Raw genomic sequence first — 25638 nt, forward strand, 5'->3', positions numbered from 1 at the left:
GCGCCTACTCTCCCAGGAGGGCGAGGTCGTCCCGGTGCACCATGGCGGCCCGGCCGGGATAGCCCAGGACCGCCTCGACCTCCCGGCTGGAGCGGCCGATGATCCGGGCCGCGTCGTCGCTGTCGTAGGCGACGAGGCCGCGGCCGAGGACCTGCCCGGAGCGCGAGCGGATCGTCACGGCGTCGCCGCGGGCGAAGGCGCCCTCGACCCGCACCACCCCGACCGGCAGCAGGCTGGCGCCGCCCCGGAGCGCCCGCTCGGCCCCGGCGTCGATGCTCAGGGCTCCGCGCGGCTCGAGGGAGCCGGCGATCCAGGTCTTGCGCGCGGCGCCGGGCGTCGAGCCCGACAGGAACCAGGAGCAGCGCGCGCCCTCCGTCACGGCCTTGAGCGGGTTCTTCCCCCGCCCGTCCGCGATCATCATGTGGGTGCCGCCCTGGACCGCGATCTTGGCGGCCTCGACCTTCGTGCGCATGCCCCCGCGCGAGAGCTCGGAGGCGGGCCCGCCCGCCATCGCGTCGATCTCCGGGGTGATGCGGGCGATCACCGGCAGGTGCCGGGCGCCCGGGTCGCTCGCCGGGGGCGCGGTGTAGAGGCCGTCGATGTCGGAGAACAGCACCAGCAGGTCGGCGCCGATCATGGTGGCGACCCGGGCGGCGAGGCGGTCGTTGTCGCCGTAGCGGATCTCGGAGGTGGCCACGGTGTCGTTCTCGTTGACGACCGGCACGGCGCGCTCCTCGAGGAGCTTCAGGATGGTGGCCCGGCCGTTGAGGTAGCGGCGGCGCTCCTCGGTGTCCTGCGGCGTCACCAGGATCTGGCCCGCCACGATGCCGTGATGGGCGAGCGCCTCCGACCAGTGGCGGGCGAGCGCGATCTGCCCGACCGCCGCCGCGGCCTGGCTCTCCTCGAGGCGCAGCGCCCCGGGGCCGAGGCCCAGGACCGTGCGGCCGAGGGCGATGGAGCCCGAGGACACCACCAGCACGTCGACGCCGCGGGCGTGCAGGTCGGCGATGTCCTCGGCGAGGGCCGCGAGCCAGGCGTGGCGCAGCCGCCCCCGCGCCCGATCGACGAGGAGCGCGGAGCCGACCTTCAGGACGACCCGGCGGAACTGGTCGAGGGCAGGGGTGGTCGAGGCAAGGGTCGTCGGGACGGGGGTCGTCAAGGCAGGGGCCGTCGGGGCGGGGGCGGTCGGGGAAGGGATCATGGCACGGTGCCGGAGAGGTCGGTGGGCGCGGAGGGCCGCCGCGCCCGCGGGGATCGTGAGCGCCGGGTGAGACCCGCTCAGGGCTGCCAGGGGGCGTCCGCGGCCGGCGCCGCCTCGGCCGCCGCCGCGTCCATCCGGGCCAGGAGCGCGCGCAGGGCCTCGGGGACGCCCCGGCGGGTCGCCGAGGACAGGATCAGGGGCGCCGTGCCGGCGGCCTCCTCCAGGCGGGCGGCCTGGGCCGCCAGCGTCTCGGGATCGAGCGTGTCGGCCTTGGACAGGGCCACCACCTCGGGCTTGTCGCCGAGGCCGTGGCCGTAGGCCTCGAGCTCCGCCCGCACCAGCCGGTAGGCGGCGGCCGCGTCCTCGCTGGTGCCCTCGACGAGGTGCAGGAGCACCCGGCAGCGCTCGACGTGGGCGAGGAAGCGGTCGCCGAGACCGACGCCCTCGTGGGCGCCCTCGATCAGGCCCGGGATGTCGGCGAGGACGAACTCCCGCGTGTCGGCCCGCACGACGCCGAGGCCGGGATGCAGGGTGGTGAAGGGGTAGTCCGCGATCTTGGGCTTGGCCGCCGTCACGGTCGCCAGGAAGGTCGACTTGCCGGCGTTCGGCAGCCCGACGAGGCCGGCATCCGCGATGAGCTTGAGCCGCAGCCAGAGCCAGTGCTCCTCGCCCTCGAGGCCCGGGTTGGCGTGGCGCGGCGCGCGGTTGGTCGAGGTCGTGAAGTAGGCGTTGCCGAAGCCGCCGTTGCCGCCCTTGGCGAGGCGCACCCGCTGCCCGACCCGGGTCAGGTCCGCCACCAGGGTCTCGCGGTCCTCGGCCAGGATCTCGGTGCCGGCGGGCACCTTCAGGACCACGTCGGGCCCCTTGGCGCCGGCGCGGTTGCGGCCCGAGCCGTGCTCGCCCTTGCGGGCCTTGAAGTGCTGCTGGTAGCGGTAGTCGATCAGGGTGTTGAGCCCCTCGACGCACTCGGCCCAGACGTCGCCGCCCCGGCCGCCGTCGCCGCCGTCCGGCCCGCCGAACTCGATGAACTTCTCCCGCCGGAACGAGACGCAGCCGGCGCCGCCGTCGCCGGAGCGGACGTAGACCTTGGCCTCGTCGAGGAACTTCACGACACCGCTCTCCTGGCCTCTTGGACGGTGGATCCCGCCCGTGCGTCCTCGCGGCGGACCCGCCGCGCGGGCGCGTCGCCGGGTTGCGGCGACGCGGGGGGCCGGGGAGCGCGCCCCCGGCCGATGCTCAGCGACGGGGCCTCACGCCCCGAGGCACGGCCTGGAATCGGGCCGGTCGAAGACGAGGCCGGCCGCCCGCCAGGTCTTCAGGCTGTCCCAGGCGCGGCGGTCGAGCCGGAAATGGTCGACCGGGAACACGCCGCCCCGCGCCGGAAAGGCCTGGAGCCCGGAGCCGAGGGCCGCGAAGCCGCACTTCTCCAACACCCGCCGGGAGGCCGGGTTCACCACCCGGGCCGAGGCGGTGAGCTCCCGCCCGTCCGTGTAGGCGAAGAAGGCGTCGATCATCGCCCGGGCCGCCTCCGTGGCGAGGCCCTGGCCCCAGTGCGGGACGCCGAGCCAGTAGCCGAGATGCGGCACGCCCCGCTCCGGGTCGGGCGTGATGCCGACGACGCCGATGACCGTGCCGGGCTGGCGCCGGGGCGTGATCGCCATGGTCAGCGACCGGCCCTCCGCGTTGGCCCGGCGCGCCTCGATGATGAACGTCTCGACGCTCGGCGGATCGAGCGGGTGCGGAATGCGGGCGGTCATCCCGGCGACCGCTTTCTCCCCGGCGAGGCGTACGATGGCGTGCGCGTCGGCCTGGCGGGCCCAGCGCAGCCACAGCCTCCGGGTCTCGAGCCGGAAGACGTCGTCGCGGGTGAGGTCGGGGAACATCGCCTGACTCCGGTCCGGCCGGAACGGGTCAAACCCCCGCGCACGGCCACGAGAACGACGAAGGGGAAGGTGGCGCCCCACCTTCCCCCCGGGTTCCTGATCGGAGCGTGGCCTTCTCGGGGCCAGGACCGCAGTTCCGCCGGGTCGGTGTGGGGACACCGGCGGAGCTCCTTCGTCACTGGCTCCGTCGGTCTACTCTGCGGCCTCCAGGGCCGGCTCGGCCTTGGCGGCCGGAATGTCCTGGTTGGCGGGCACCACCGTCACGAAGGCCCGGCCTCGCTTGGTCACGAACTGCACGCGGCCGTCCGTGAGGGCAAAGAGCGTGTGGTCCTTGCCGATGCCGACATTGCTGCCGGGATGCCAGCGCGTGCCGCGCTGGCGCACGATGATGTTGCCGGCGATCACGGCCTCGCTGCCGAACTTCTTGACGCCGAGGCGGCGGCCTGCGGAATCGCGGCCGTTGCGGGACGAACCGCCTGCTTTCTTGTGAGCCATGGGGCTAACTCCTGAATCCTACGGTGTGGGCGCGCCGGGGCGGGCAGGCGCCCGGCGGCCGGGCGCGCGGCCGGCTGCTCAAGCGGCGCCGATGCCCGTGACGCGGACCACGGTGAGGTCCTGGCGATGGCCGCGCTTGCGGCGCGAGTTCTGGCGGCGGCGCTTCTTGAAGGCGATCACCTTCGGGCCGCGCGTCTGCTCGACGATCTCGCCGGCGACGCTGATGCCGGACACCAGGGGCGCGCCGACCTGGGTCGCGCCGGCCTCGTCGGCGTAGAGCAGCACCTCGCCGAAGGTCACGGCGGAGCCGGCCTCGCCCTCGAGCTTGCCGATCGTGATGACGTCGTTGGCGGCGACGCGGTACTGCTTGCCGCCGGTCTTGATCACTGCGAACATCGTTCTCGTCCGTGTTCCATCCGGTCTCCGCGCGGGCGCGACGCCCACCGGGACCGTCTTCTTGACAGTTGACGCCGCGCGAACCCGTCCGGGACCCCGCGAACGCGACGGCGCGCGGGCCGAACCGGTCCGCGCGCCAGGAGAGCACCGATACGGGCAAGACCCCGGCGCTGTCAACGCCCGTCCGGAGGGGATTTCGGACCCCGCCTTGATTTCGCGAGGGGCTTCGCCGAAGACCGCTCCACCTCGTACGCGCAGGAGATCAGGATGGACGAGCTTGTTGCCCGGGTGACGCAGGCCACGGGACTGGACGCGACCACGGCCCAGACGGCGATCGGGCTCATCCTGGCCTTCCTCCAGAAGGAGGGACCGCCCGAGGAGGTGGGCCGGCTCCTGGCCGCGATGCCGGGCGCCGAGGCGGCGGTCGCGCAGGCCGGCGACGGCGGCCCGGGCGAGGGCGGCGGCGGCCTGATGGGGATGCTCGGCGGCATGATGGGCGGGGGCGTGATGGCGCTCGGCCAGAAGCTCATGTCCGCCGGCGTGCCCATGGGCCAGATGCAGCCCCTCGGCCGCGAGCTCTTCGCCTACGGCCGGGAGAAGGCCGGCGAGGATACGATGGGGCCGATCGTCGGCTCGGTCCCGGGCCTGAGCCAGTTCGTCTGAGGGCCGGGGCGGGGCCTGCCCCGGCCCCGCAGAGGAGGGCCGCCGCGGCCCCGCCCAGGGGGCCGCCGCGGCCCCGCCAAGCCGTTGCGGCGCCTCGCGAACCCGTGTCACACAATCGTACGACCTTCGTGATGTTGTCCCGGCGGCGGCGCAGCGACCGCCGACGAGGCGCGGGGGGACGCTCCCCCCGCGCCGCACGGGATGCCACCCCATGCTTCCGTTCCTCTCCCGCGGTTCGCCCCCGGAGCCCGTGACGCTCCCGGGGCGCCTGCTCGGCCGCGCCGCCGAGGGCGGCATCCAGCTGCGGGACGGCGCCCCGCCCGCCCGGCTCTTCCCGCGCCTCGCGCCGCGGCCGGCCCTCGGCCTCGGCCCGGTGCTCGGCCGCATCGGGTCCCTGGAGGTGCGCCTCGCCACCGCGCCGCGGGAGGTCAAGCGGGCCCAGCGCCTGCGCTACCGGGTCTTCTACGAGGAGATGGCGGCGGTCCCGAGCATCGCCGCCCTGCGCAAGCGCCGCGACGTCGACGAGTACGACGCGGTCTGCGACCACCTCCTGGTGATCGACCACGCGGCGCGCGAGGTGCGGCCGTTCCGCAAGCCGCGGCCGCTCGTCGTCGGCACCTACCGCCTCCTGCGCCAGGACCAGGCCGACCGGGCTTTCGGCTTCTACAGCGCCGGCGAGTACGAGCTCGGGCCGATCCTCGACGCGAACCCGGGCAGGCGCGTGCTGGAGCTCGGCCGCTCCTGCGTGCTCAAGCCCTACCGCACCAAGCGGACCGTCGAGCTGCTCTGGCACGGCATCTGGACCTACGTGCTGCACCACCGCGTCGACGCGATGCTCGGCTGCGCGAGCCTGGAGGGGACCGATCCGGACCGGCTCGCCCTGCCGCTGAGCTTCCTGCACCACTTCGCCCGCGCCCCGGAGGCCTGGCGCGCCCGGGCCCTGCCGGGTCGCCACGTCCCGATGGACCGGCTCAGCCGCGAGGCCATCGACCCCAAGGCCGCGCTCCACGCGCTGCCGCCCCTGATCAAGGGCTACCTGCGCGTCGGGGCCACCTTCGGGGACGGCGCCGTGGTCGACCGCCAGTTCGGCACCACCGACGTCTTCGTGGTGCTCCCCGTCGAGGCCATCGCGCCGCGCTACGTCGGGCATTTCGGCGCCGGCGCGGACCGGCACGCCGCCCGGGGCGCTGTGTCGCCGGAATGCCACGCCCCGGCGCCCCCGGCCGGGCCGCCTTAATGCGGGCCGAATCCTCCGCCTAGTGCTCGGCCCATTCGTGCTCGGCCCATCGTGCGCCGCGCCGGGCTCTGGGGGAGACCATGCGCGACTATCGCTACGACGCCCTCGACGGCGTGCGCGGCCTCGCGGCCCAGACGGTGCTGCTCTCGCACGCCCTCGGCGCGGTGCTCCTGACCGAGCCGACGCCCCTCGCCGGCGCCATGGGCTGGCTCGCGCGGCTCTCCGTCATGGTGTTCTTCTGCCTCAGCGGCTTCGTCATCGCGACGAGCCTGAGGCGCCTCGTCGCCCGCGAGGGCGAGGCCTTCGCGCTGGCCTACGCGGTCCACCGCGTCGCCCGGATCTGGCCGCCCCTGGTCTTCGCCGTGCTCCTGACCTTCGCGGTCGGGGCGGCGGGCCGGGCCGGGCTGCCCCTGCACCAGGTGCCCGAGACCGGCTACGCGATGGGGGCCGCGGCGTTCCTGCGCGGGGTGACCCTGACCTTCGGCAACCTCGACGTCACGTTCGTGATCGACCGGGCGCTCTGGAGCCTGCGCCAGGAGGTCTACCTCTACGGCATCGCGGCCCTCGCCGCCCTGGCGTTCGTGCGCCGCGGCCCCTGGCGCGCCGGCGCCGGCCTCGCCGTCCTGGCCCTGACCTGGCTCACCGCGGACCGCTTCTTCTACCTGCAATCCCTGGCGCTGTTCGGCTGCGGGGCCCTGGCGGCGCTGCTGGGGGCCCATCCGCGCCTGCGGGCGCTGGCGGGCGCACCCGCGACCGGCCCCGTCGCGCTCGGCCTCGCGCTCCTGCCGCTCGGCTTCGTCGGCGGCCGCGGCTTCCTCGACCAGATGAGCAACGCGCCGGCGTTCCTGGCCTACCAGGCCCTCCTCGGGCTGCCGCTCGCGCTCGCGCTCCTCGGCCTCGCGCTCGGGACCGGCGCCGCCGCCGCCGCGGTGGCGCGGCTCAGGGGCACGGCCTCGTTCTCCTACACGCTCTACGTCGCGCACAACCCCGTGCTGGTGCTGGTCTTCTCGCTCCGGGAGCATCTCGGCCTGCTGCCGGGCCCGGCCGGCGCGGCGGCGAGCGTCGCCGCCGCGATCCTGCTCGCCGAGGTGATCGCCTACGCGGCCGCCCGGGTGGTCGAGCGGCCGGGCGCCTACCGCGCCCTGATCTTCCGCGCCCTCGCGGCGAGCGGCCTGCCGGGCGCTCCCGCGCCCGCGCGGGCCGGCGCCAGGGCCTCCTGAGCGCCGCGCCGCTCGCCCCGGGCATCCCGGCCCCGCTCCCCGCGCGGCTTGTGGCCCCGCGCCCCGGCGTGGCATGACGGCTCCCCCGTGACGACGCGCCGCCCGAAGGGGCGGCAGGGAAGACTCTCGTGTCCGTGCTGAACCTGAAGCCCCGCTCCGAGGACGTCGATGCGCTGATGCGCGAGATCGGCCGCAGGGCCCGGATCGCCGCCCGCCGCGTGGCGCTCGCCCCGGCGGCGCGGAAGGATGCGGCCCTGCGGGAGGCCGCCGCGCGCCTGCGCGCCACCGCGCCGGACATTCTCGCGGCGAACCAGGCCGACGTGGCGGAGGCCCGCGCCAGGGACGCGTCCGCCGCCACGCTCGACCGCCTGGCGCTGAGCCCGGGCCGCATCGAGGCCATGGCGGCCGCGCTCGAGAGCATCGCGGGCCTGCCCGACCCGGTCGGGCGCCGGCTCGCCGCCTACGAGCGGCCGAACGGCCTCCTCATCGAGCGCGTGGCGACGCCGCTCGGGGTCGTCGGGGTGATCTTCGAGAGCCGGCCCAACGTGACGGCGGACGCGGCCGCCCTCTGCCTCAAGGCCGGCAACGCCGCGGTGCTGCGCGCCGGCTCGGACAGCCACCGCAGCGCCACCGCCATCGCGGCGGCCGTCACGGCGGGGCTGGAGGCGCACGGCCTGCCGGCGGACGCGGTCCAGCTGGTGCCGACCCGCGACCGCGCCGCCGTCGGCGCCCTGCTCACCGGGCTCGACGGCACGGTCGACGTAATCGTGCCCCGGGGGGGCAGGAGCCTGGTGGAGCGGGTGCAGGCCGAGGCCCGGGTCCCGGTCTTCGCGCATCTCGAGGGCATCTGCCACGTCTTCGTCCACGCCGCGGCCGACCTCGCCATGGCGCGCGGCGTCCTGCGCAACAGCAAGCTGCGCCGCACCGGCGTGTGCGGCGCCGCCGAGACCCTCCTGGTCGACCGCGCCTGCGCGGGCAGCCACCTCGCGCCCCTGGTGACCGACCTCCTGGACGCCGGCTGCGCCGTGCGCGGCGACGCGGCGACCCGCGCCGTCGACCCCCGCGTCACGCCCGCCACCGAGGACGACTGGCGCACCGAGTACCTCGACGCGATCATCGCCGTGCGGGTGGTGGACGGGCTCGACGCCGCCATCGACCACATCGAGACCTTCGGCTCCCACCACACCGAGTCGATCCTGACGCAGGACGCGGCGGCGGCGGAGCGCTTCCTCGCCGAGGTCGATTCGGCGATCGTCGTCCACAACGCCTCGACGCAGTTCGCCGACGGCGGGGAGTTCGGGTTCGGCGCCGAGATCGGCATCGCCACCGGCCGCATGCACGCCCGCGGGCCCGTCGGCGTCGAGCAGCTCACCACCTTCAAGTACCGGGTGCACGGCACCGGGCAAGTGAGGCCGTGACCCGGGCGCCGCGGCGTTAGGGGCGCGCCGCCGTGACGGTCCGCCTGCCACCCCTGGCGCCGGGTCTGCGGGTCGGCCTCTACGGCGGCTCGTTCAACCCGGCTCACGCCGGCCACCTCCACGTCAGCCAGCTCGCCCTGCGGCGCCTCGCCCTCGACCGGGTCTGGTGGCTCGTGAGCCCGGGGAACCCGCTCAAGGACCGGCGCGAGCTCGCCACCTCGGCGGCCCGGGTCGCGGGCGCCCGGGCCATCGCGGACGATCCGCGCATCGCCGTGACCGACTTCGAGGCGCGGATCGGCGCCCGCTACACCCGCCAGACCCTCGCCTGGCTGCGCCGCCGGCGCCCGGACATCCGCTTCGTCTGGATCATGGGCGCCGACAGCCTCGCGAGCTTCCACCGCTGGCAGGGCTTCCGCCAGATCGCCGCCGCGATGCCCATCGCGGTCATCGACCGGCCGGGCTTCACCCTCACCGCCACGGCGGCCCGGGCCGCCCAGGCCCTGGCGCGCTACCGGATCGACGAGGCCGACGCGCCGGAGCTCGCCGACCTCGATCCCCCGGCCTGGGTCTTCCTGCACGGCCCGCGCTCGGACCTCTCCTCCACGGCCCTGCGCAACCGGGCGCGGGCGCCCCTCCGCGGCGATTCGCGCGAGTCAACTTGAAACTCCGGCCCCCGAGACCTTATGTTCGGGCGACGCGCGCCAGCCGGCGCCGCATCGACAGGGGTCGGCACTGAACGAATCGTCTTCTCGCGAGGCTCGCCTGCCCGAGCGTCCCGCTCCCACCGAGGCGCCCGCGCCGGCGGCCGAGGACATGCGGTCGGTCGCCCTCGGCTGCCTCCAGGACATGAAGGCGGAGGACACGGTCGAGATCGACCTCCTCGGCCGGACCTCGATCGCCGACGCCATGATCATCACCTCCGGCCGCTCCCAGCGCCACGTCGGCTCCATCGCCGACAAGGTGCTCCAGGAGCTCAAGGCGCGGGGCTTCGGCAACCTCCGGGTCGAGGGCATGCCCGCCTGCGACTGGGTGCTGATCGACGCCGGCGACCTCCTGGTCCACATCTTCCGGCCCGAGGTGCGCCATTTCTACAACCTCGAGAAGATTTGGGGCGCCGACCGGCCGGGCGACCGCCTCGCCGGCTAGACGCGCCCACGGACGGGATCGGGTGACGGCGTGCGGCTCGCTCTCGTCGCGGTGGGTCGGCTGAAGCGCGGGCCCGAGCGCGAGCTCGCGCAGGGCTACCTCGCCCGGGCCGACGCCCTCGGGCGCGGCCTCGGCTTCTCGGCGGTGCAGCCTGTGGAAATTCCGGAGAGCCGGGCGCGGCGCGCCCCCGACCGCTGCGCCGAGGAGGCCGCCCTGATCCTGGCGGCGATCCCGGCCGGGGCGGCTGCCCTCGTGCTCGACGAGGGGGGCCGGGCGATCACGAGCGAGGCCCTCGCCGCGCAGGTCGGGGCCTGGCGGGACGGCGGGCGCCCCGGTCTCGCCATCGTGATTGGCGGCGCCGACGGGCTCGACCCTACGGTGAAGGCGCGGGCCGACCTGCTCTTCGCCTTCGGCGCCGCGACCCTGCCGCACGGCCTCGTGCGCGTCCTCGCCCTGGAGCAGCTCTACCGGACCATGACGATCCTGTCCGGGCATCCCTACCACCGCGGCGCTCCGTGATGCGCGCCTGGCTCCTGCTCGCCGCGCTCCTGCTCGCGCCGGCGGCCGCCGCCCAGAAGGCCCTTGCCCAGAACGCCGCGCCCGCCGACAGGCCCGGCGGCGACAGGCCCGGGATCGAGAAGGCGGACGCGGTGGCGCGGGCCCAGGCCGAGAAGGAGCGGCGGGCGGAGAGCCTGCGGGCCCTCGAAGCGGCGCTCCAGGCCAGCGCCGAGACCCGGGCGCGCCTCGAGCGCGAGGTGGCGGAGATGAAGGGCGACCGCGCCCGGCTGAACCAGGCCCTGATCGACGCCGCCCGCAAGGCCCAGGAGGCGGAGACGCGCATCTCCGAGCTCGAGGCCCGCCTCCAGGCCATGACCGAGAACGAGACCGGGATCCGCCGCTCCCTCGAGGGCCGCCGCACCGTCATCGCGGAGGTGCTGGCGGCGCTCCAGCGCATGGGGCGGCGCCCGCCGCCCGCGGTGCTGGTGCAGCCCGAGGACATGCTGGCGGCCATCCGCACCTCGATGCTGCTCGGCGCCGTGGTGCCCGAGCTGCAGGGCGAGGCCGAGACCCTGGCGGGCGACCTCGCCGAACTCGTGCGCCTGCGCGGGCTCATCGCGGCCGACCGCGCCACCCTGCGGGGCGACCTCGCGGGCTGGGGCGCCGAGCAGCAGCGCCTCGGCGCCCTCGTGGCGGCCCGGCAATCCCGCATCAGCGAGACCGAGAGCGGCCTCTCGGCCGAGCGGGAGCGCGCCGCCGGCCTCGCCGGGCAGGCCCGCACCGTCAAGGACCTCGTCGACCGCCTCGACGGCGAGGTCTCGGCGGCCCGGCGCGCCGACGCCGCCGCCCGGCAGGCCGCGGAGGCCGAGACCCGCGAGACCCGCGAGCGCTTCGCCGCCGCGGCCCTGCGCGACCCGGCCCGGCTGGCACCGAAGATGCCTTTCGGGCAGGCCCGCGGGCTCGTGCCCCGCCCGGTGAGCGGCGAGGTGGTCAGGGGGTTCGCGAGCCCCGACGGAAACGGCGGCACCACCCGCGGCATTTCGCTCGGCACCCGGCCGCGCGGCGTCGTGTCCTCCCCGGCGGACGGCTGGGTCGCCTACGCGGGGTCGTTCCGGTCCTACGGTCGTCTCTTGATCATCAATGCCGGCGACGGCTACTATCTGCTCCTGGCGGGCATGGATCAGATCAACGTCGAGGTAGGTCAGTTCGTGCTCGCGGGGGAGCCGGTCGCCGTCATGGGGGACACGGGCTCCGCACCTTCGGCAGGAGCCGGCGGACGGAACGATCCCGTCCTGTACGTCGAGTTTCGAAAAGACGGTGGCTCCATCGACCCGGATCCTTGGTGGGCCAAAGGGTCAAGCGAGAAGGTTCGCGGATAATGCGCAAAGTTTCCCTCGTCCTGTTCGGAGCCATCCTGGGCGCCGGGACGGCCACGGTGGCGACTCAGACCCACCTGCTGTCGAGCACGAGCGCCGTCGCGGCCTCGGCGGAGACCTACCGCCAGCTCAGCCTGTTCGGTGACGTCTTCGAGAAGATTCGCACCGACTACGTCGAGAAGCCGGACGAGGCGAAGCTGATCGAGGCGGCCGTCAACGGCATGCTGACGTCGCTCGACCCGCACTCGAGCTACATGGACGCGAAGAGCTTCCGCGACATGCAGGTGCAGACCCGCGGCGAGTTCGGGGGCCTCGGGATCGAGGTCACGATGGAGGACGGCCTGATCAAGGTCGTGACCCCGATAGACGACACGCCCGCCGCCCGCGCCGGCCTGCTCGCCAACGACGTGATCACGCAGATCGACAACGACCAGGTGCAGGGCCTCAGCCTCAACCAGGCCGTCGACAAGATGCGCGGCCCGGTCAACTCCCCGGTCAAGCTGAAGATCACCCGCAAGGAAGCCAAGGACCCGATCGAGGTCACGCTCAACCGCGACCTGATCCGCATCAAGCCCGTGCGCTCGCGCACCGAGGGCGGGGACGTCGGCTACATCCGGCTGACCCAGTTCAACGAGCAGACCTTCGACGGCCTGAAGGCCGCCATCGAGAAGCTCTCGAACGACCTGCCGGGCGACAAGCTGAAGGGCTACATCCTCGACCTGCGCAACAACCCGGGCGGCCTCCTCGACCAGGCCGTGATGGTGTCGGACGCCTTCCTCGACCGGGGCGAGATCGTCTCGACCCGCGGCCGCAACCCGGACGAGACGCAGCGCTTCTCGGCCAAGTCCGGCGACCTGACGAAGGGCAAGCCCGTCGTCGTGCTGGTCAACGGCGGCTCCGCCTCGGCCTCCGAGATCGTCGCCGGCGCCCTCCAGGACCACAAGCGCGCCACGGTGCTCGGCACGCGCTCCTTCGGGAAGGGCTCGGTGCAGTCGATCATCCCGCTCGGCGGCAACGGCGCCCTGCGGCTGACCACGGCCCGCTACTACACGCCGTCGGGCCGCTCGATCCAGGCCAAGGGCATCGAGCCGGACCAGGAGGTGCTGCAGGACGTGCCCGACGAGCTGAAGGGCAAGGACGAGACCAAGGGCGAGGCCGGCCTCAAGGGGCACCTCAAGCAGAAGGACACCGAGGAGCGCGGCGGCTCGTCGGCCTACGTCCCGCCGGACCCGGCCAAGGACAAGCAGCTGAGCGCCGCGGTCGACGTGCTGCACGGGGTGCAGAAGGGGGCGGCCAACACCGCGAAGACCAACGTCCCGAACTGAGCCCGGCGTGCCGAAATGAGCCGCGCCGGCGCGCCCGGCGCGGGATCTTAGGCTCGCGTTAACCATGAAGGCCCGCAATGCCGGTTCAACGACCGGCGCTGCGGGCCTTTCGCGTGCAATGACACGGTCGCGGGACCTCCAGCCTGTGACCCTCGCGTCCGACAACATCCTGACCCGTCCGCTCGGGCTCCGGGACGGCGCGCCCTCCCGCGCGGCCCGCCGGCGCGCCGCGCTCCGGCCGGGGCCGATCCTCGCCGGCGCCGCGGGCGCCGCCGTCCTGGCCCTCGCGGGCTACCTCGGCCTGAGCGACGACCCGCTCGGGGGCGAGCCCCACGTCCTCGTGCCGATCGAGATCCGCCAGCCCGCCCCGGACCGGCCCGAGGCGGGCGCCCCGGCGCGGGGCGCCGGCGAGGGGGCGAGCCGCAGCGCCGGCGAGGTCGAGCGCGCCTCCGGCGTCGCGGTCACGCGGCCGGACGGCACCGCCGCGCCGGATTCCGTGGTGATCCGGGTGCCGGGCGCCGGCCCGGTCCAGCTCGCGCCCGCGCCCGACCCGCGCCTCGTCGAGCGCGGGCGCTACGGCACCCTGCCGCGGATCGGGCCCGACGGCAGCCGCGCCCTCGACGTCTACGCCCGCCCCGAGGCGCCGGGCCTGGAGCGGGGCGGAGCCCCGGCCGGGCGGGTCGCGCTCCTCGTCGCCGGCCTCGGCATCGGGCAGGCGGCGACCCAGGACGCCGTGCAGAAGCTGCCCCCCGCCGTCACCCTGGCGTTCGCGCCCTACGGCGCCGACGTGCTGCGGGCGGTCGCCCGGGCCCGGGAGGCGGGCCACGAGGTCATGGTCCAGGCCCCGATGGAGCCCTTCGACTATCCCGACAACGATCCGGGCCCCCAGACGCTCCTCGCGGGCGCGAGGGCGGCCGACAACATCGACCGCCTCGGCTTCGTCCTCGGCCGGGTTCCGGGCGCGGTCGGGGTCGTGAACTTCATGGGCGCGCGCTTCACCGGGGAGCCCGCCGCCCTCGACCCGGTGCTGCGGGAGATCGGCGCCCGCGGCCTCGGCTTCCTCGACGACGGCTCCTCGCCGCGCTCGGTCGCCCGCGAGGCCGCCCGCAAGGCCAAGGTCCCGGCGGCCCGGGCCGAGATCGTGGTCGACGCCGTGCCGCGCCCGGACGCCATCGACCGCGAGCTCGCCCGCCTGGAGGACGCCGCCCGCAGGACCGGCTTCGCCCTCGGCAGCGCCAGCGCCCTGCCGCTCTCCATCGACCGCGTCGCGCGCTGGTCCCGGGACCTGGAGGCGCGGGGGATCCTGCTCGTCCCGGTCAGCCGGGCGCTGCGCACCGCCCCGTGAGCCCGGCGCCCCGCGACCGCAACGCCCCCGCAGCCCCTGGCGCCGGCCGGCCTCCCCTCCGGCGCGAAATGCCCGTAAGGTCGCCCCGATGTCGCCCCCGACCCGCTCCCCCGACGCCCTCGCCGACCTGCCCTACCGCCCCTGCGTCGGCATCGCGCTCTTCAACCGCGACGGCCTCGTCTTCGCCGGGCACCGCCGGGGCGAGGCGGGGGCGAGCCTCGGCGGGCGGTCCTGGCAGATGCCCCAGGGCGGCATCGACGCGGGCGAGGCGCCCCGGGACGCCGCCCTGCGCGAGCTCTACGAGGAGACCAACGTGGCGCCGGGCTCCGTGCGCTTCCTCGCCGAGGCTCCGGGCTGGTACAGCTACGACCTGCCGACCTTCGCGGCGGGCAAGCCCTGGAAGGGGCGCTACCGGGGCCAGACGCAGAAATGGTTCGCCTTCGCCTTCCAGGGCGCCGACAGCGAGATCGACATCCACCATCCGGCCGGCGGTGCCCACAAGGCGGAGTTCGACGCCTGGCGCTGGGAGCCCCTCGCCAACCTCGCGGACCTCATCATCCCGTTCAAGCGCCCGGTCTACGAGCAGGTGATCGCCGCGTTCGCGCCCTTCGCCCGCCCGGCGTGACGGCCGCCCCCGTTCCCACCGGCGCGGCCCGGGCATGATCCGCGGGGGGTGCGCGTTCCTGGCGATCCTGCTGTTCTGGCTCGCCTACGGGCTCTCGCCCTACGTCGCGCTCTACCGCCTCGCCCGTGCGGTGCAGGCCCACGACGCCCAGGCGGTGGCCGACCGGGTCAACTTCCGCACCCTGCGCCTCTCCCTGACCAAGCAGGCGATGGCGGCGGCCGTCGACGGGATCGCGGCCCGGCGCGACCTCTCCCCCCGCGAGCGCCAGATCCTCAACGAGGCCGCCGGAACCCTCGCCGAGCCGGTGGTGGAGACCCTGGTCACCCCCGAGACCCTGATCGACCTCCTCGACGACGGCTGGCCGCAGCGCCTCGTCCTCGACGCCCGCCCGCTGGACGGCCCGGCCCCCCGCGAGAGCCCTGCCTCCCGCGAAAGCCCTGCCCTGCAGGAGAGCCCGCCCGCCGGGACCCGCGAGGCGCCCCACCCTGAGCGCGTCGGCCTCCCGGCCACGAGCCTGTGGCAGCTCTTCGCGCTCTTCCGCTCGGCGGAGCCGCGGGGATTCCGGGGCATCGTGGTGAGCTACCCGCCGAACCGCCCCCACGAGGGCCAGTTCCGCCTGCGCCTGCGCCTGCGCGGCTGGACCTGGCGGGTGGTGGACCTCGAGCTCCCCGCCGACCTGCGCGAGCGCATCAGCCAGAAGCTCACCCGCGCCCCCAAGCGGTGAGCGGGGGACGAGCCCGGCACGGCGCCCCGCGGCCCCTTGATGAGCCGTCGGCCGGCCCTCATATCTGCCGAGGCCGGCAGGGTTGCGGTCGGCCGCACGAGCGCTGCATCCGCGGGCTCGCACCCACCGAAGTGCCTCGTCGCAACAGGGCTTCGAACACGACATGACGCGTCCCTCGCCCTTCGGGCATCCGTTCCTGCTGGGGTTCGACGAGATCGAGCAGGCGCTCGACCGCGTCGCCAAGGCGGCGAACGACGGCTACCCGCCCTACAACATCGAGCGCCTCGTGCGCACCGACCGCGAGCCCGAGCGGCTCCGCATCACGCTGGCGGTGGCGGGCTTCACGCGCGACCAGCTCGACGTGACTCTGGAGGAGAGCCAGCTCATCGTCCGCGGCCGCCAGGCCGACGACAAGAGCCGGACCTACCTGCATCGCGGCATCGCGGCCCGCCAGTTCCAGCGCGCCTTCCTGCTCGCCGACGGCATGGAGGTCCTGGGCGCCGATCTCTCGAACGGCCTCCTGTCCATCGACCTCGCGCGGCCGGAGCCGGAGCGGATCGTGCGACGGATCGACATCGGGTCGCGCGACGCCGAGTGAGGCTCCCCATATCCTGTTCACCGGCCGGACCGATGCCGCTTCGGGGTATCGCCGGCCTTCGCTCTGCCGCCTGATAGAGGAGGGCGCATCATGACCGACGCTACCCACACCATGGATTCCGACGCGCTCGCGGCCCTCGGCGAGGGCCACGTCGCCTACGTCCGGGCCATGCGCTCCGAGGACGTCATGCGGCTCTTCCCGCAGGCGCCGGACCTGACCCCGGGCCTCGACGTGTTCGCCCTGCTCTCGGCGAGCGGGGCCCCGATCCTGCTCACCGACAGCCGCGACGCGGCGATCGCCAACGCCTGGGCGAACGACCTCCAGGCCGTCAGCGTGCACTGAGCCGCAAGGCTCACGGCGCCGGTGGCGCCATAGCCGGTGGCGCCACGCCCTCGACCGCCGCGACGAGGCGGTCGAGGTCGGCCGGGCCCGACAGGCGGTGATCCCCGTCCTTGATCAGGGTGAGGATCACGCCGTGCCCGGGCAGGCGCTCGACGATCCTCAGGGCGTGCCGCCACGGCACGTCCGGGTCGGCCATGCCCTGCAGGATGTGCACCGGGCAGCCCGGATCGATCGGGGCACCGAGCAGGCAGTGCCGGCGCCCGTCCTCGATCAGGGCCCGCGTCACCGGGGTCGGCTCCGGGGAGTAGGCGGAGCCGCGCTGCCAGACCCCGTCCCGCATCACCTGCGCGCGCACCTCCTCGGGGAAGCGCGCCCACATCAGCTCCTCGGTGAAGTCCACCGCGGGCGCGATCAGCACGAGGCCGGCCGGGCGCACCCGGCGCGCGGCCAGGAGGGCGATCCAGCCGCCCATCGACGAGCCGACGAGGACCGGCCGCTCGGCGGCGTGGCGGCCGATCACCGCCTCCGCGTCCGCGAGCCAGTCCGAGATCGTGAAATCCGCGAAGCGCCCCTCCGACTCGCCGTGTCCGGCGTAATCGAAGCGCACGAGGCTGCGGCCTCGCGCCGCAGCCCACGCGTCCAGGGCCTCGGCCTTGGTGGCGCGCATGTCGGACCGGAAGCCGCCGAGCCAGACCACCGGCGGCCCCGCGCCCGGGCGCACCAGGGTGGCGAGCCGGCGCGCCCCGGGGCCAGTGCCGACCGGCATCAGGGTGGCGGGGCTGCGTGCGCTCTCGTCGTTCATGTCGCTGTTCCCGGTGACGGCCCTATGTCAGCTCTTCGGCGCGGCCGCCGGCCGGGACCGGGCGACCGCCAGGGTTTACCGATCCGCAACGCGATCACGCGATTGTCGCGCACCGAGCCGAGGGCGGCTTCTACGACGAAGTCCGCCCGCCACGCCAACCCTGCACGGAGCGGGCACCGCATTGCCGCGAGAGCGACCATCACAGCACTGACCCGGAACCTCATGCCGTCGAGCCAGGCCACGCCCTTTCCGGCCGCGAGCCACCCCCTCGCGGGGCGAACGGTGCTCCAGATCATCCCCGATCTGGACGCCGGGGGCGCCGAGCGCACGGCAGTGGACGTCGCGGCGGCGCTGGCGGCGGTGGGTGCCCGGGCGCTCGTCGCCACGGAGGGCGGCCGCCTCGTCGGCGAGCTCCAGGCCAAGGGCGGGGTCTGGGTGCCGTTCCCGGCCCGCAGCAAGAATCCCCTCGCCATGGCGCTGAACGTCGGGCGCCTCGCCCGGATCTGCCGGGCCGAGGGGGTCGCGCTCATCCACGCCCGCTCGCGGGCGCCGGCCTGGGTCGCCCTCGGGGTGCATCGCCGCCTGCGGATCCCGTTCGTGACGACGTACCACGGCAGCTATTCCGGCCGCACCCCGGTGAAGCTCCTGTACAACTCGGTCATGGCGCGGGGCGACGTGGTGATCGCCAACTCCCACTTCACGGCCGACGCGATCCTGGCCCTCCATCCCCACGTCGTGGGAGAGCGCCTGCGGGTGATCCATCGCGGCACCGACCTCGCGGCCTTCGCGCCGTCCCAGGTCGCACCGGCCCGGGTCGAGGCCCTGCGCCGGTCCTGGGGTGTGGCGCCGCATGAGCGCGTCGTGCTGCTCGCCGCGCGCCTCACGCCCTGGAAGGGCCACCGGGTCCTGATCGAGGCCGCCGCCGCCCTGCGCGACCGCGGCATGGCCGACTTCACGGTGGTGCTCGCCGGCGACCCGCAGGGACGCACGGCCTACGTCCGGGAGCTCGACGCCCTCATCGCCGCCCATCGCCTGGCCGGGATCGTGCGCCGGGTCGGGCACTGCGCCGACATGCCGGCGGCCTTCCGGGCCGCCTCCGTGGTGGCGGTGCCCTCGACCGAGCCGGAGGCGTTCGGCCGCTCGGCCGTGGAGGCCCAGGCCCTCGGCACCCCGGTGGTCGTGTCCGACCTCGGCGCGGTGCCCGAGACGGTGCTGGCCCCCCCGGAGGTGCCCGCCTCCGAGCGGACGGGCTGGCGCGTGCCGGCCGGCGACGCCGCAGCCCTCGCGGCGGCGCTCGCGGAGGTGCTCCAGCTCGGGGCCAGCGCCCGGGACGCCCTGGTGCGCCGGGCGCGCGCCCACGTCGAGCAGCATTTCTCCCTCGAGCGCATGCTCGCAGATACTCTGGAGGTCTATAGCGCGCTCCTGGACGCCCCGATACCGGGGCAGGGGCCCTGAGGCGCGCGCGAAGACAGCGGACGGCCAAGATCTCACGCGAGATTCGCCTTCCCGCAACCAAGTTCCGCATCCGCGAGTTGACAACGCGTGCGGTTTAGCCAAGGTGACCGCGTTCACCTGAGTTTGACCGCGCGGTGGTTCGGGACCGGCCTTCGGGGCGAACGGTTCCCGGCCTGCCGCCGGCCGACGTCATTGAGGAGATTACAGCCATTCGCAGACCTATGAGAGCCATGCCGGCCCCGCAGAAGGACGGGCCGCGCGCCAACCGGGATATCCGCGGCGTCCGTGAAGTTCAGCTCATCGACGACAGCGGCCAGAACCGCGGCGTCATGGCGTTCTTCGACGCGCTGCAGCTCGCCGAAGAGGCCGGCCTCGACCTCGTCGAGATCGCGCCCAACTCGGCGCCACCGGTTTGCAAGCTTCTCGACTACGGCCGCTTCCGCTTCAACGAGCAGAAGAAGCAGGCCGAGGCGCGCAAGCGGCAGAAGACCGTCGAGGTCAAGGAGATCAAGCTCCGGCCCGGCATCGACAAGCACGACTACGAAGTCAAGATGAAGGCCGTGCAGCGCTTCTTCGAGGAGGGCGACAAGGTCAAGGTGACGCTCCGCTTCCGCGGTCGCGAGATGGCGCACCAGGATCTCGGACTTCGTCTGCTCGAGCGCGTGAAGGCCGAGACGCAGGAGATCGCCAAGGTCGAGAGCGAGCCGCAGCTCGAGGGCCGCCAGATGATCATGATCCTGGCGCCGCGCTGAGCCCCCGGACGCGCAAGGCCCGAGAGCCTCCGGCTCGCACGACCCGAGCCCGCGGCTCGCGACCCGAGCCTCCGGCTCGCGGGCCCGAGCCCCCGGCTCGCGGGATCGAAGGGCCGGGCGCGTCCCGGCCCGTCGTCATTTGAGCAGCACGACCTGGGCGTCGCCGCTCCGGCGCAGCACGTTGACGGTGACGTCGGGGCCGTGCCGGTGCAGCAGCAGGTCGACCCGCGAGCCTCCGAGCCTGAGGTTGCGGATCAGCACGTCGTCGAGGAAGGCCGGCAGGATCGGGTCGCGGAAGCGGATCCGGTTGCGGTCGTGGCGCAGCTCCAGCCCGAGGCAGGCCGCCAGGAACGCGAACGGCGCCGCGGCGGCCCAGGCCTGCGGGCTGCACGCGACCGGGTAGTTCGTCGGCCCGCGCTGCTTGCGCTGGATGAAGCCGCAGAACAGCTCCGGCAGGCGCCGCCCCTCCTGGTACAGGGAAGCGCCGTGCTGGCCCTCGAACACCCGTGCGGCCTCGGCCTTCAGCCCGTAGCGGGCGAGGCCGAGCGCCACGAGGGCGTTGTCGTGCGGCCAGATCGAGCCGTTGTGGTACGACATCGGGTTGTAGCGCGCCTCGCCCACCGCGATGGTGCGCACGCCCCAGCCGTTGAAGCCGTCCCGCGACATCAGCACCGCGGCGACGCTCTCGGCCCGCTCCGGGAAGGCGATGCCGGTGAAGAGCGCGTGGCCGGCATTGGACGAGCGCACCGCGCAGGGGCGCTTCTCGCCGTCGAGGGCGAGGGCGTAGGTGCCGATCTCGGGCAGGAAGAACGCCGCGTCGAAGGCCTGCCGCAGGCGCTCGGATTCCGCCTTCAGCCGCTCGCTCAAGGCCGCGTCGCCGAGCGCCAGGGCGAGCTTGGCGGCGCCGCGCTTGGCCGCGTAGACGTAGCCCTGCACCTCGCAGAGCGCGATCGGCCCGTGGGCCATGCGGCCGTCGGCGTGGAAGATCGAGTCGTGGCTGTCCTTCCAGCCCTGGTTCGCCAGGCCCTTGTCGGTCTCGCGGGCGTACTCGACGAAGCCGTCGCCGTCCCGGTCGCCGTACCGGTCGATCCAGGCCAGCGCCGCCAGCACGTTGGGCCAGATCTCCGCGATCGTCGCGCGGTCCCCGGTCTGCTCGTAGTACTGGCCCGCCAGCATCACGAAGAGCGGGGTGGCGTCGATCGTCCCGTAGTAGAGGCGGAACGGCACCTCGCCGAGGATCGCCATCTCGCCGTTGCGGGTCTCGTGCAGGATCTTGCCGGGCTGGGCGTCGGCGGCCGGGTCGATCGTGGTCGCCTGCGTCGCCGCGAGGTGGCGCAGCACGCCCTTGGCGATGTTGGGGTCGATCCACAGCGTCATCATGGCGGTGATGATGCCGTCGCGCCCGAACACGGTGCTGTACCAGGGGATCCCGGCGTAGGGGTAGATGCCCTGCGGCGTGCGGCTCGCCAGCATGTAGAGGTCGGCCGTGGCGCGGCAGGCGGCCTCGTTGAACTGGTCGTTCGAGCTCTCGATGGTGGTGATGCCGTCGGTGGCGGCCCGCAGGTCCCGGCGCGCGTCCCGGTACGCCAGGGCGAAGGCCATGCCCTCGCCCTTCGGGTGGCCGTCGTCCCGGCGCGGCTTGGGGTAGGCGGCCGAGGTCGGCGGCAGCGCGCTGCCCACTGCCGCCACGGCGACGCCCTCCCGGCTCAGGTCCACCGTGTCGCAGACGGCGCGCACGAAGACCGAGGCCCGGCCCCCGGCCGCGAGGCGCACCTCGAACTCCGCCCGGTTCGGCTCCAGGCGCGCGGGCCTCGGCCCGAAATGCATCCGGGTCGTGCGGCTGCGCGCGTCGAGCCCCACGTAGCGGAACGTGACCTCGGCGGGACCCGAGACCTCGACGCTGCGCCGGCCGCGCTCGGTCCGGTTCGTGCCCCGCACCTCGAACAGGTCGCGGAAATCCGCGTCGAAGGTGACCGCGACGCGCAGGTGGCGGGGCTTGGTGTCGTAGTTGCGCAGGCCGATGCGGTCGTAGCAGGTGCCGCGGAACAGGAATTTGGTGCGCTCGAGCGCGATGATCTCCCGCGGGATGCTGGTCTCGTCGCCGGCGTCGAGCCGGATGTCGGGCGTCGTGAGGTCGACCGAGAGCGCCCCGTTGTCGTCCTGGATCACCGAGCCGAGCAGGAGGGGCCGCTGGCCCTCCACCGTCAGCTCAAGGCGCGAGAGGAAGCGGGTGTCCTGGAAGTACAGGCCCTCGGGCCCGGGAAACACGCCGATGTCGCCGTAGCTGTCCAGCACCGCGAACGCGTCGCCGTGCTTGAGCGAGCGCAGGGGCCGCTCCACCAGCGAGGTCTGGGCCTCGATGTGGTACTGCGGCAGGTGCTCGTCGTCCGACGGCGCGGCGGAGGCGGTGGGGTGAGCGGGCGCCCGGACGGTCTCGACCATCGGCACGGATCTCCAGGGAGTGTTGAGGCGCCGGCGCGATTCGCGGCCGGCCCCACCATACGCCCGCCAATGTGGGCCATCGTGCGGCCGCAACCAGGGGGAGTTGGTGGGCATCCGCGCACGGATTTCAGGCAGTGCCGCCGCGGCGGAAACGCGAAGGGCCCGGCATCCTGGGATGCCGGGCCCTTCGCGAGGCCGGGGATGCGGCGGCCCCGCTCCGGGGCCGGCGCCGTCCGCGCGGGCGGGTCTCTCAGACGGCGCGCAGCTGCGCGGGCCGCAGGATGTGCGAGGCGCCGTTCGTCGCGCCGTTGATCTCGATCCCGGGCGCCGCGAAGCTCAGGCCCGGCAGCTTGATCACGTCGGCCTCGCGGGCGAGGAGCGACTCGTAGGCGGCGACGTACGACCGGGCCATCACGCCGGCGGTGAAGCGGGTCTCGAAGTAGCGGCGCACGCCCTCGCGGCTCATGGACTTGACGGTGTCGACCGCCGCCACCGCCGCGTCCATCGAGTCGACCACGACGCCCGAGACGCCGTCCTCGATGACTTCCGGCACCGAGCCGTTGCGCCACGCGATCACCGGCGTGCCGGCGGACATCGCCTCGATCATCACCAGGCCGAAGGGCTCCGGCCAGTCGATCGGGAACGCCAGCGCCAGGGCGTTGCCCAGGAACTCGTGCTTCTGGTCCTCATTGATCTCACCGATGTACTCGATGAGCGGGTGGTGGATCATCGGCTCGATGACCTCGTCCCAGTAATCCTGGTCGGCCTTGTCGACCTTGGCGGCGATCTTGAGCTTCACGCCGGAGCGCTTGGCCATCTCGATGGCGCGGTCCGGGCGCTTCTCGGGGGAGATGCGGCCGAGGAACGCGAGGTAGCCGCCGTCCTTGGGCTTGGGCGAGAAGCGGCAATTCTCGGTCGGCAGGCCGTGGTGGATGGTCGAGAGCCAGTTGGCGTTCGACGGCATCGGCCCGCGCTGGTGGTCGGAGATCGAGACCAGCGGCATGCCCGTGAAGGTGCGGTAGACCGGCATGAAGTCCGGCACGTCGAGCCGCCCGTGCAGGGTGGTGACGCACTTGTGGTTGAACTCCTCGAACAGCGGGTACTGGAGGAGGTCGATGTGGAAGTGGATGACGTCGAACTCGTCCGCCCGCCGGCGCAGGTGGTACAGCATGGCGAGGTGGCTCGCCACGTGGTCGCGGATCCCGGCCAGGCGCAGCCCTTCAGGGCAGCAGGCGACGAGCTTGGCGCTGGTCTCCGAGTCGCCGCTCGCGAAGAGGGTGACGTCGTGACCCTGCCGGACGAGCTCCTCGGTCAGCCATGAGACGACGCGCTCGGTGCCGCCGTAGAACTTCGGCGGGACGGCCTCCGCGAGAGGGGCAATCTGGGCAATGCGCACGACGTTTTCTCCTGAGACGCCAATCGTTGGCGAGACCAAGCACGATTGGGCCTGAGCGGGACATGAACGAAACCGCGAACCTCGGCTTATGGTTCCGGTGCATTGCACAAAGCCAGATCCGACGGCGTCACAACTCCCATGACTCACAGGAATCCACCGGCGCGGCGGGGCGGCGTCCGGACGGCCCCCGGGGCGATTGCGGTGCACGCGTGCCTCTGCTATAGCGCGCCCCTCACCGAACCGCCCGGCCGTGAGGGCTGCCGTGGCGGTTCGTGTTGCTCCACGCCATCGATCGCGCGCGGTCGTCGGGACCGATGGTCCCGCGGGCCCCTGACGGGGCCTGGTGGAGTTCGCGTCAGGAGAGCCAAATGCCCAAGCTGAAGACGAAGTCGGGCGCCAAGAAGCGCTTCAAGATCACCGGAACCGGCAAGGTCATGTACGCCCAGGCCGGCAAGCGCCACGGCATGATCAAGCGGACCACGAAGCAGATCCGCAACTTGCGCGGCACCACCACCCTGTTCGAGGGCGATGCCGCCAACGTCAAGAAGTACTTCCTGCCGAACGGCTGAGGTCCTTCCCCGCGCGTTCAATCTGTTTCGTCGAACTTCCAGGAGATCATCATGGCCCGCGTCAAGCGCGGCGTGACGAGTCACGCCCGGCACAAGAAGGTGTTCAAGGCCGCCAAGGGCTATTACGGCCGGCGCAAGAACACGATCCGCATCGCCAAGCAGGCGGTCGAGAAGGGGCTGCAATACGCCTACCGCGACCGCAAGAACCGCAAGCGCACGTTCCGGGCGCTGTGGATCCAGCGCCTCAACGCGGCGGTGCGCCTGCACGGCCTGACCTACTCGCGCTTCATCGACGGCCTCGCCAAGGCGGGCGTCACGGTCGACCGCAAGGCGCTGTCGGACCTCGCCATCCACGAGCCGGCGGCCTTCGGGGCCGTGGTCGAGAAGGCCAAGGCGGCCCTGCCGGCGGAGCGGGTCAAGGCGGCGTAGGCACGATCGCGCCCCCGGGTCGCGGCCGAGCCCGCGATCCGGCGACCCCACGCCACGGCCCGGCGGCTCGCCTCGCAAGCGGGCCGTTTTTCGTTGCGCTCGCCCCGCCCCGGGCCGGTTGACGGCCCGGGCCCCCGCGTTGCAGGGCATCCGCAGCCCGGAAGGCACCCGATGACCGATCTCCACAGCCTCGAAACCGAACTCCTGGCCCAGGTCGCGGGCGCCGCCGACGAGGGCACGCTCGAGGGCGTGCGCGTGTCCGCCCTGGGCAAGAAGGGCGCCGTCTCCGACCTGCTGAAGACCCTCGGCGCCATGACGCCCGAGGCGCGCAAGGAGCAGGGACCCCTGATCAACGGCCTGCGCGACCGCGTGCAGGGCGCCATCCAGGCCCGCCGCGAGACGCTGGCCGAGGCGGCGCTCGCGGCCCGCCTCGCCGCCGAGCGCATCGACGTCACGCTGCCGGTGCGCGAGGGCCCGGAGACCCGCGGGCGCATCCACCCGATCACCCAGGTCATGGACGAGATCACGGCGATCTTCGGCGACATGGGCTTCGCGGTGGCCGAGGGGCCGGACGTCGAGACGGACGAGCTGAACTTCACCGCGCTGAACTTCCCCGAGGGCCATCCGGCCCGGGAGATGCACGACACGTTCTTCCTCCAGCCCGACCGGGACGGGCGGCGCAAGCTCCTGCGCACCCACACCTCGCCGGTGCAGGTCCGCACCATGCGCTCCCAGGAGCCGCCGATCCGGGTGATCTGCCCGGGCCGCACCTACCGGCACGATTCCGACCAGACCCACACCCCGATGTTCCACCAGGTCGAGGGCCTGGTGATCGACCGCACGGCGAACATCGCGCACCTCAAGTGGATCCTCGAGGAGTTCTGCAAGGCGTTCTTCGAGGTCGAGAGCGTGAAGATGCGCTTCCGTCCGTCCTACTTCCCGTTCACCGAGCCCTCGGCCGAGGTCGACATCCAGTGCTCGCGCAAGGGCGGCGAGATCCGCTTCGGGGAAGGGGACGACTGGCTCGAGATCCTCGGCTGCGGGATGGTCCACCCGAACGTGCTGCGCAATTGCGGCCTCGATCCGGACGCCGTGCAGGGCTTCGCCTGGGGCATGGGCATCGACCGGATCGCGATGCTCAAGTACGGCATGCCGGACCTGCGCCCCTTCTTCGAGGCCGACCTGCGCTGGCTCGACCATTACGGCTTTCGGCCGCTCGACATGCCGAGCCTGGTGGGCGGGCTCACGGGGTAGGGCGGAGCCCGGCCGCCTGGCCGCCCCGGGACCACCCTGCGGCCCGC

27 protein-coding genes are annotated in these 25638 nt (G+C 73.8%); 19 read left to right on the plus strand and 8 right to left on the minus strand.

Translation table 11 applies throughout. From position 1 onward, the window contains the following. Positions 1 to 4 precede the first annotated feature (4 nt). The 5 genes from proB to rplU form a co-directional block, all read right to left on the minus strand. Positions 5 to 1159 carry a glutamate 5-kinase gene (gene proB / locus DT057_RS07200; RefSeq protein WP_238312861.1) on the minus strand — a complete coding sequence of 385 codons (1155 nt, stop codon included), beginning with the start codon at positions 1157 to 1159 and terminating at the stop codon, positions 5 to 7. 119 nt (positions 1160 to 1278) lie between these two features. After that, positions 1279 to 2310, minus strand: coding sequence for a GTPase ObgE (gene obgE, locus DT057_RS07205; protein ID WP_128561399.1), 1032 nt, complete (start codon positions 2308 to 2310; stop codon positions 1279 to 1281). Positions 2311 to 2451: 141 nt separating this feature from the next. After that, positions 2452 to 3084 carry a GNAT family N-acetyltransferase gene (locus DT057_RS07210; protein WP_128561400.1) on the minus strand — a complete coding sequence of 211 codons (633 nt, stop codon included), beginning with the start codon at positions 3082 to 3084 and terminating at the stop codon, positions 2452 to 2454. A gap of 192 nt (positions 3085 to 3276) precedes the next feature. Then, complete coding sequence (gene rpmA / locus DT057_RS07215) at positions 3277 to 3579, minus strand: 50S ribosomal protein L27 (protein WP_128561401.1); 303 nt, start codon at positions 3577 to 3579, stop codon at positions 3277 to 3279. A 78-nt stretch (positions 3580 to 3657) separates the two neighbouring features. Next, positions 3658 to 3975: a 50S ribosomal protein L21 gene (rplU, locus tag DT057_RS07220; RefSeq protein WP_128561402.1), complete on the minus strand. Its 318-nt coding sequence runs from the start codon at positions 3973 to 3975 to the stop codon at positions 3658 to 3660. 267 nt (positions 3976 to 4242) lie between these two features. Between rplU and DT057_RS07225 the strand changes: the two genes are divergently transcribed. From DT057_RS07225 to DT057_RS07290, 14 genes are all read left to right on the plus strand, one after another. After that, positions 4243 to 4638, plus strand: coding sequence for a DUF2267 domain-containing protein (locus tag DT057_RS07225; protein WP_128561403.1), 396 nt, complete (start codon positions 4243 to 4245; stop codon positions 4636 to 4638). 211 nt (positions 4639 to 4849) lie between these two features. Continuing rightward, positions 4850 to 5875 (plus strand): l-ornithine N(alpha)-acyltransferase, encoded by a 1026-nt coding sequence (gene olsB / locus DT057_RS07230; RefSeq protein WP_128561404.1) that lies wholly within the window; start codon positions 4850 to 4852, stop codon positions 5873 to 5875. 80 nt (positions 5876 to 5955) lie between these two features. Next, on the plus strand, positions 5956 to 7095 hold the full coding sequence (locus tag DT057_RS07235; RefSeq protein WP_128561405.1) for an acyltransferase family protein: 1140 nt from the start codon (positions 5956 to 5958) through the stop codon (positions 7093 to 7095). A 128-nt stretch (positions 7096 to 7223) separates the two neighbouring features. Further along, a complete protein-coding gene (locus DT057_RS07240; protein ID WP_128561406.1) occupies positions 7224 to 8513 on the plus strand; it encodes a glutamate-5-semialdehyde dehydrogenase in 1290 nt (429 codons plus the stop codon). A 65-nt stretch (positions 8514 to 8578) separates the two neighbouring features. Next, the gene (locus DT057_RS07245; RefSeq protein ID WP_203236215.1) at positions 8579 to 9175 is read left to right on the plus strand and encodes a nicotinate-nucleotide adenylyltransferase; all 597 of its coding nucleotides are present in this window, start codon (positions 8579 to 8581) and stop codon (positions 9173 to 9175) included. Positions 9176 to 9326: 151 nt separating this feature from the next. Then, on the plus strand, positions 9327 to 9659 hold the full coding sequence (gene rsfS / locus DT057_RS07250) for a ribosome silencing factor (protein WP_128561408.1): 333 nt from the start codon (positions 9327 to 9329) through the stop codon (positions 9657 to 9659). A 30-nt stretch (positions 9660 to 9689) separates the two neighbouring features. After that, complete coding sequence (gene rlmH / locus DT057_RS07255) at positions 9690 to 10178, plus strand: 23S rRNA (pseudouridine(1915)-N(3))-methyltransferase RlmH (protein WP_128561409.1); 489 nt, start codon at positions 9690 to 9692, stop codon at positions 10176 to 10178. After that, positions 10178 to 11536: a murein hydrolase activator EnvC family protein gene (locus DT057_RS07260; protein WP_128561410.1), complete on the plus strand. Its 1359-nt coding sequence runs from the start codon at positions 10178 to 10180 to the stop codon at positions 11534 to 11536. Before rlmH ends, DT057_RS07260 begins: the two co-directional genes overlap by 1 nt. Then, positions 11536 to 12858, plus strand: coding sequence for a S41 family peptidase (locus tag DT057_RS07265; protein WP_128561411.1), 1323 nt, complete (start codon positions 11536 to 11538; stop codon positions 12856 to 12858). The genes DT057_RS07260 and DT057_RS07265 overlap by 1 nt, the downstream gene beginning before the upstream one ends. Positions 12859 to 13003: 145 nt before the next feature. Continuing rightward, positions 13004 to 14203 carry a divergent polysaccharide deacetylase family protein gene (locus DT057_RS07270; RefSeq protein ID WP_128561412.1) on the plus strand — a complete coding sequence of 400 codons (1200 nt, stop codon included), beginning with the start codon at positions 13004 to 13006 and terminating at the stop codon, positions 14201 to 14203. 88 nt (positions 14204 to 14291) lie between these two features. Beyond that, a complete protein-coding gene (locus tag DT057_RS07275) occupies positions 14292 to 14828 on the plus strand; it encodes an RNA pyrophosphohydrolase (protein WP_128561413.1) in 537 nt (178 codons plus the stop codon). Positions 14829 to 14862: 34 nt separating this feature from the next. Next, positions 14863 to 15552 carry a DUF2939 domain-containing protein gene (locus DT057_RS07280; protein ID WP_238312864.1) on the plus strand — a complete coding sequence of 230 codons (690 nt, stop codon included), beginning with the start codon at positions 14863 to 14865 and terminating at the stop codon, positions 15550 to 15552. A 163-nt stretch (positions 15553 to 15715) separates the two neighbouring features. Next, on the plus strand, positions 15716 to 16150 hold the full coding sequence (locus tag DT057_RS07285) for an Hsp20 family protein (protein WP_128561414.1): 435 nt from the start codon (positions 15716 to 15718) through the stop codon (positions 16148 to 16150). Positions 16151 to 16240: 90 nt separating this feature from the next. After that, the gene (locus tag DT057_RS07290) at positions 16241 to 16492 is read left to right on the plus strand and encodes a BQ00720 family protein (protein ID WP_128561415.1); all 252 of its coding nucleotides are present in this window, start codon (positions 16241 to 16243) and stop codon (positions 16490 to 16492) included. Positions 16493 to 16502: 10 nt separating this feature from the next. Here the strand turns inward: DT057_RS07290 and DT057_RS07295 are convergent, their stop codons facing one another. Then, complete coding sequence (locus DT057_RS07295) at positions 16503 to 17294, minus strand: alpha/beta hydrolase (RefSeq protein ID WP_128561416.1); 792 nt, start codon at positions 17292 to 17294, stop codon at positions 16503 to 16505. A gap of 222 nt (positions 17295 to 17516) precedes the next feature. On the opposite strand from DT057_RS07295, the gene DT057_RS07300 reads away from it, so the two are divergent. Beyond that, complete coding sequence (locus tag DT057_RS07300; RefSeq protein WP_128561417.1) at positions 17517 to 18749, plus strand: glycosyltransferase family 4 protein; 1233 nt, start codon at positions 17517 to 17519, stop codon at positions 18747 to 18749. A 230-nt stretch (positions 18750 to 18979) separates the two neighbouring features. Then, complete coding sequence (infC, locus tag DT057_RS07305) at positions 18980 to 19501, plus strand: translation initiation factor IF-3 (RefSeq protein ID WP_238312865.1); 522 nt, start codon at positions 18980 to 18982, stop codon at positions 19499 to 19501. Between the two features lie 135 nt (positions 19502 to 19636). On the opposite strand, the gene DT057_RS07310 is transcribed toward infC, so the two are convergent. Continuing rightward, entirely contained in the window at positions 19637 to 21943 is a 2307-nt protein-coding gene (locus DT057_RS07310) for an amylo-alpha-1,6-glucosidase (RefSeq protein WP_128561419.1), read from the minus strand. Positions 21944 to 22193: 250 nt separating this feature from the next. After that, entirely contained in the window at positions 22194 to 23339 is a 1146-nt protein-coding gene (locus DT057_RS07315; protein ID WP_128561420.1) for a glycosyltransferase family 4 protein, read from the minus strand. A 368-nt stretch (positions 23340 to 23707) separates the two neighbouring features. Between DT057_RS07315 and rpmI the strand changes: the two genes are divergently transcribed. The 3 genes from rpmI (at position 23708) to pheS (ending at position 25591) form a co-directional block, all read left to right on the plus strand. Continuing rightward, positions 23708 to 23908 (plus strand): 50S ribosomal protein L35, encoded by a 201-nt coding sequence (rpmI, locus tag DT057_RS07320; protein WP_055879647.1) that lies wholly within the window; start codon positions 23708 to 23710, stop codon positions 23906 to 23908. 51 nt (positions 23909 to 23959) lie between these two features. Continuing rightward, a complete protein-coding gene (gene rplT, locus DT057_RS07325; RefSeq protein ID WP_128561421.1) occupies positions 23960 to 24337 on the plus strand; it encodes a 50S ribosomal protein L20 in 378 nt (125 codons plus the stop codon). 171 nt (positions 24338 to 24508) lie between these two features. Then, positions 24509 to 25591 carry a phenylalanine--tRNA ligase subunit alpha gene (gene pheS, locus DT057_RS07330; protein ID WP_128561422.1) on the plus strand — a complete coding sequence of 361 codons (1083 nt, stop codon included), beginning with the start codon at positions 24509 to 24511 and terminating at the stop codon, positions 25589 to 25591. Positions 25592 to 25638: the final 47 nt, after the last annotated feature.

Source organism: Methylobacterium crusticola (assembly GCF_003574465.1).
Taxonomy (GTDB): Bacteria; Pseudomonadota; Alphaproteobacteria; order Rhizobiales; family Beijerinckiaceae; genus Methylobacterium; species Methylobacterium crusticola.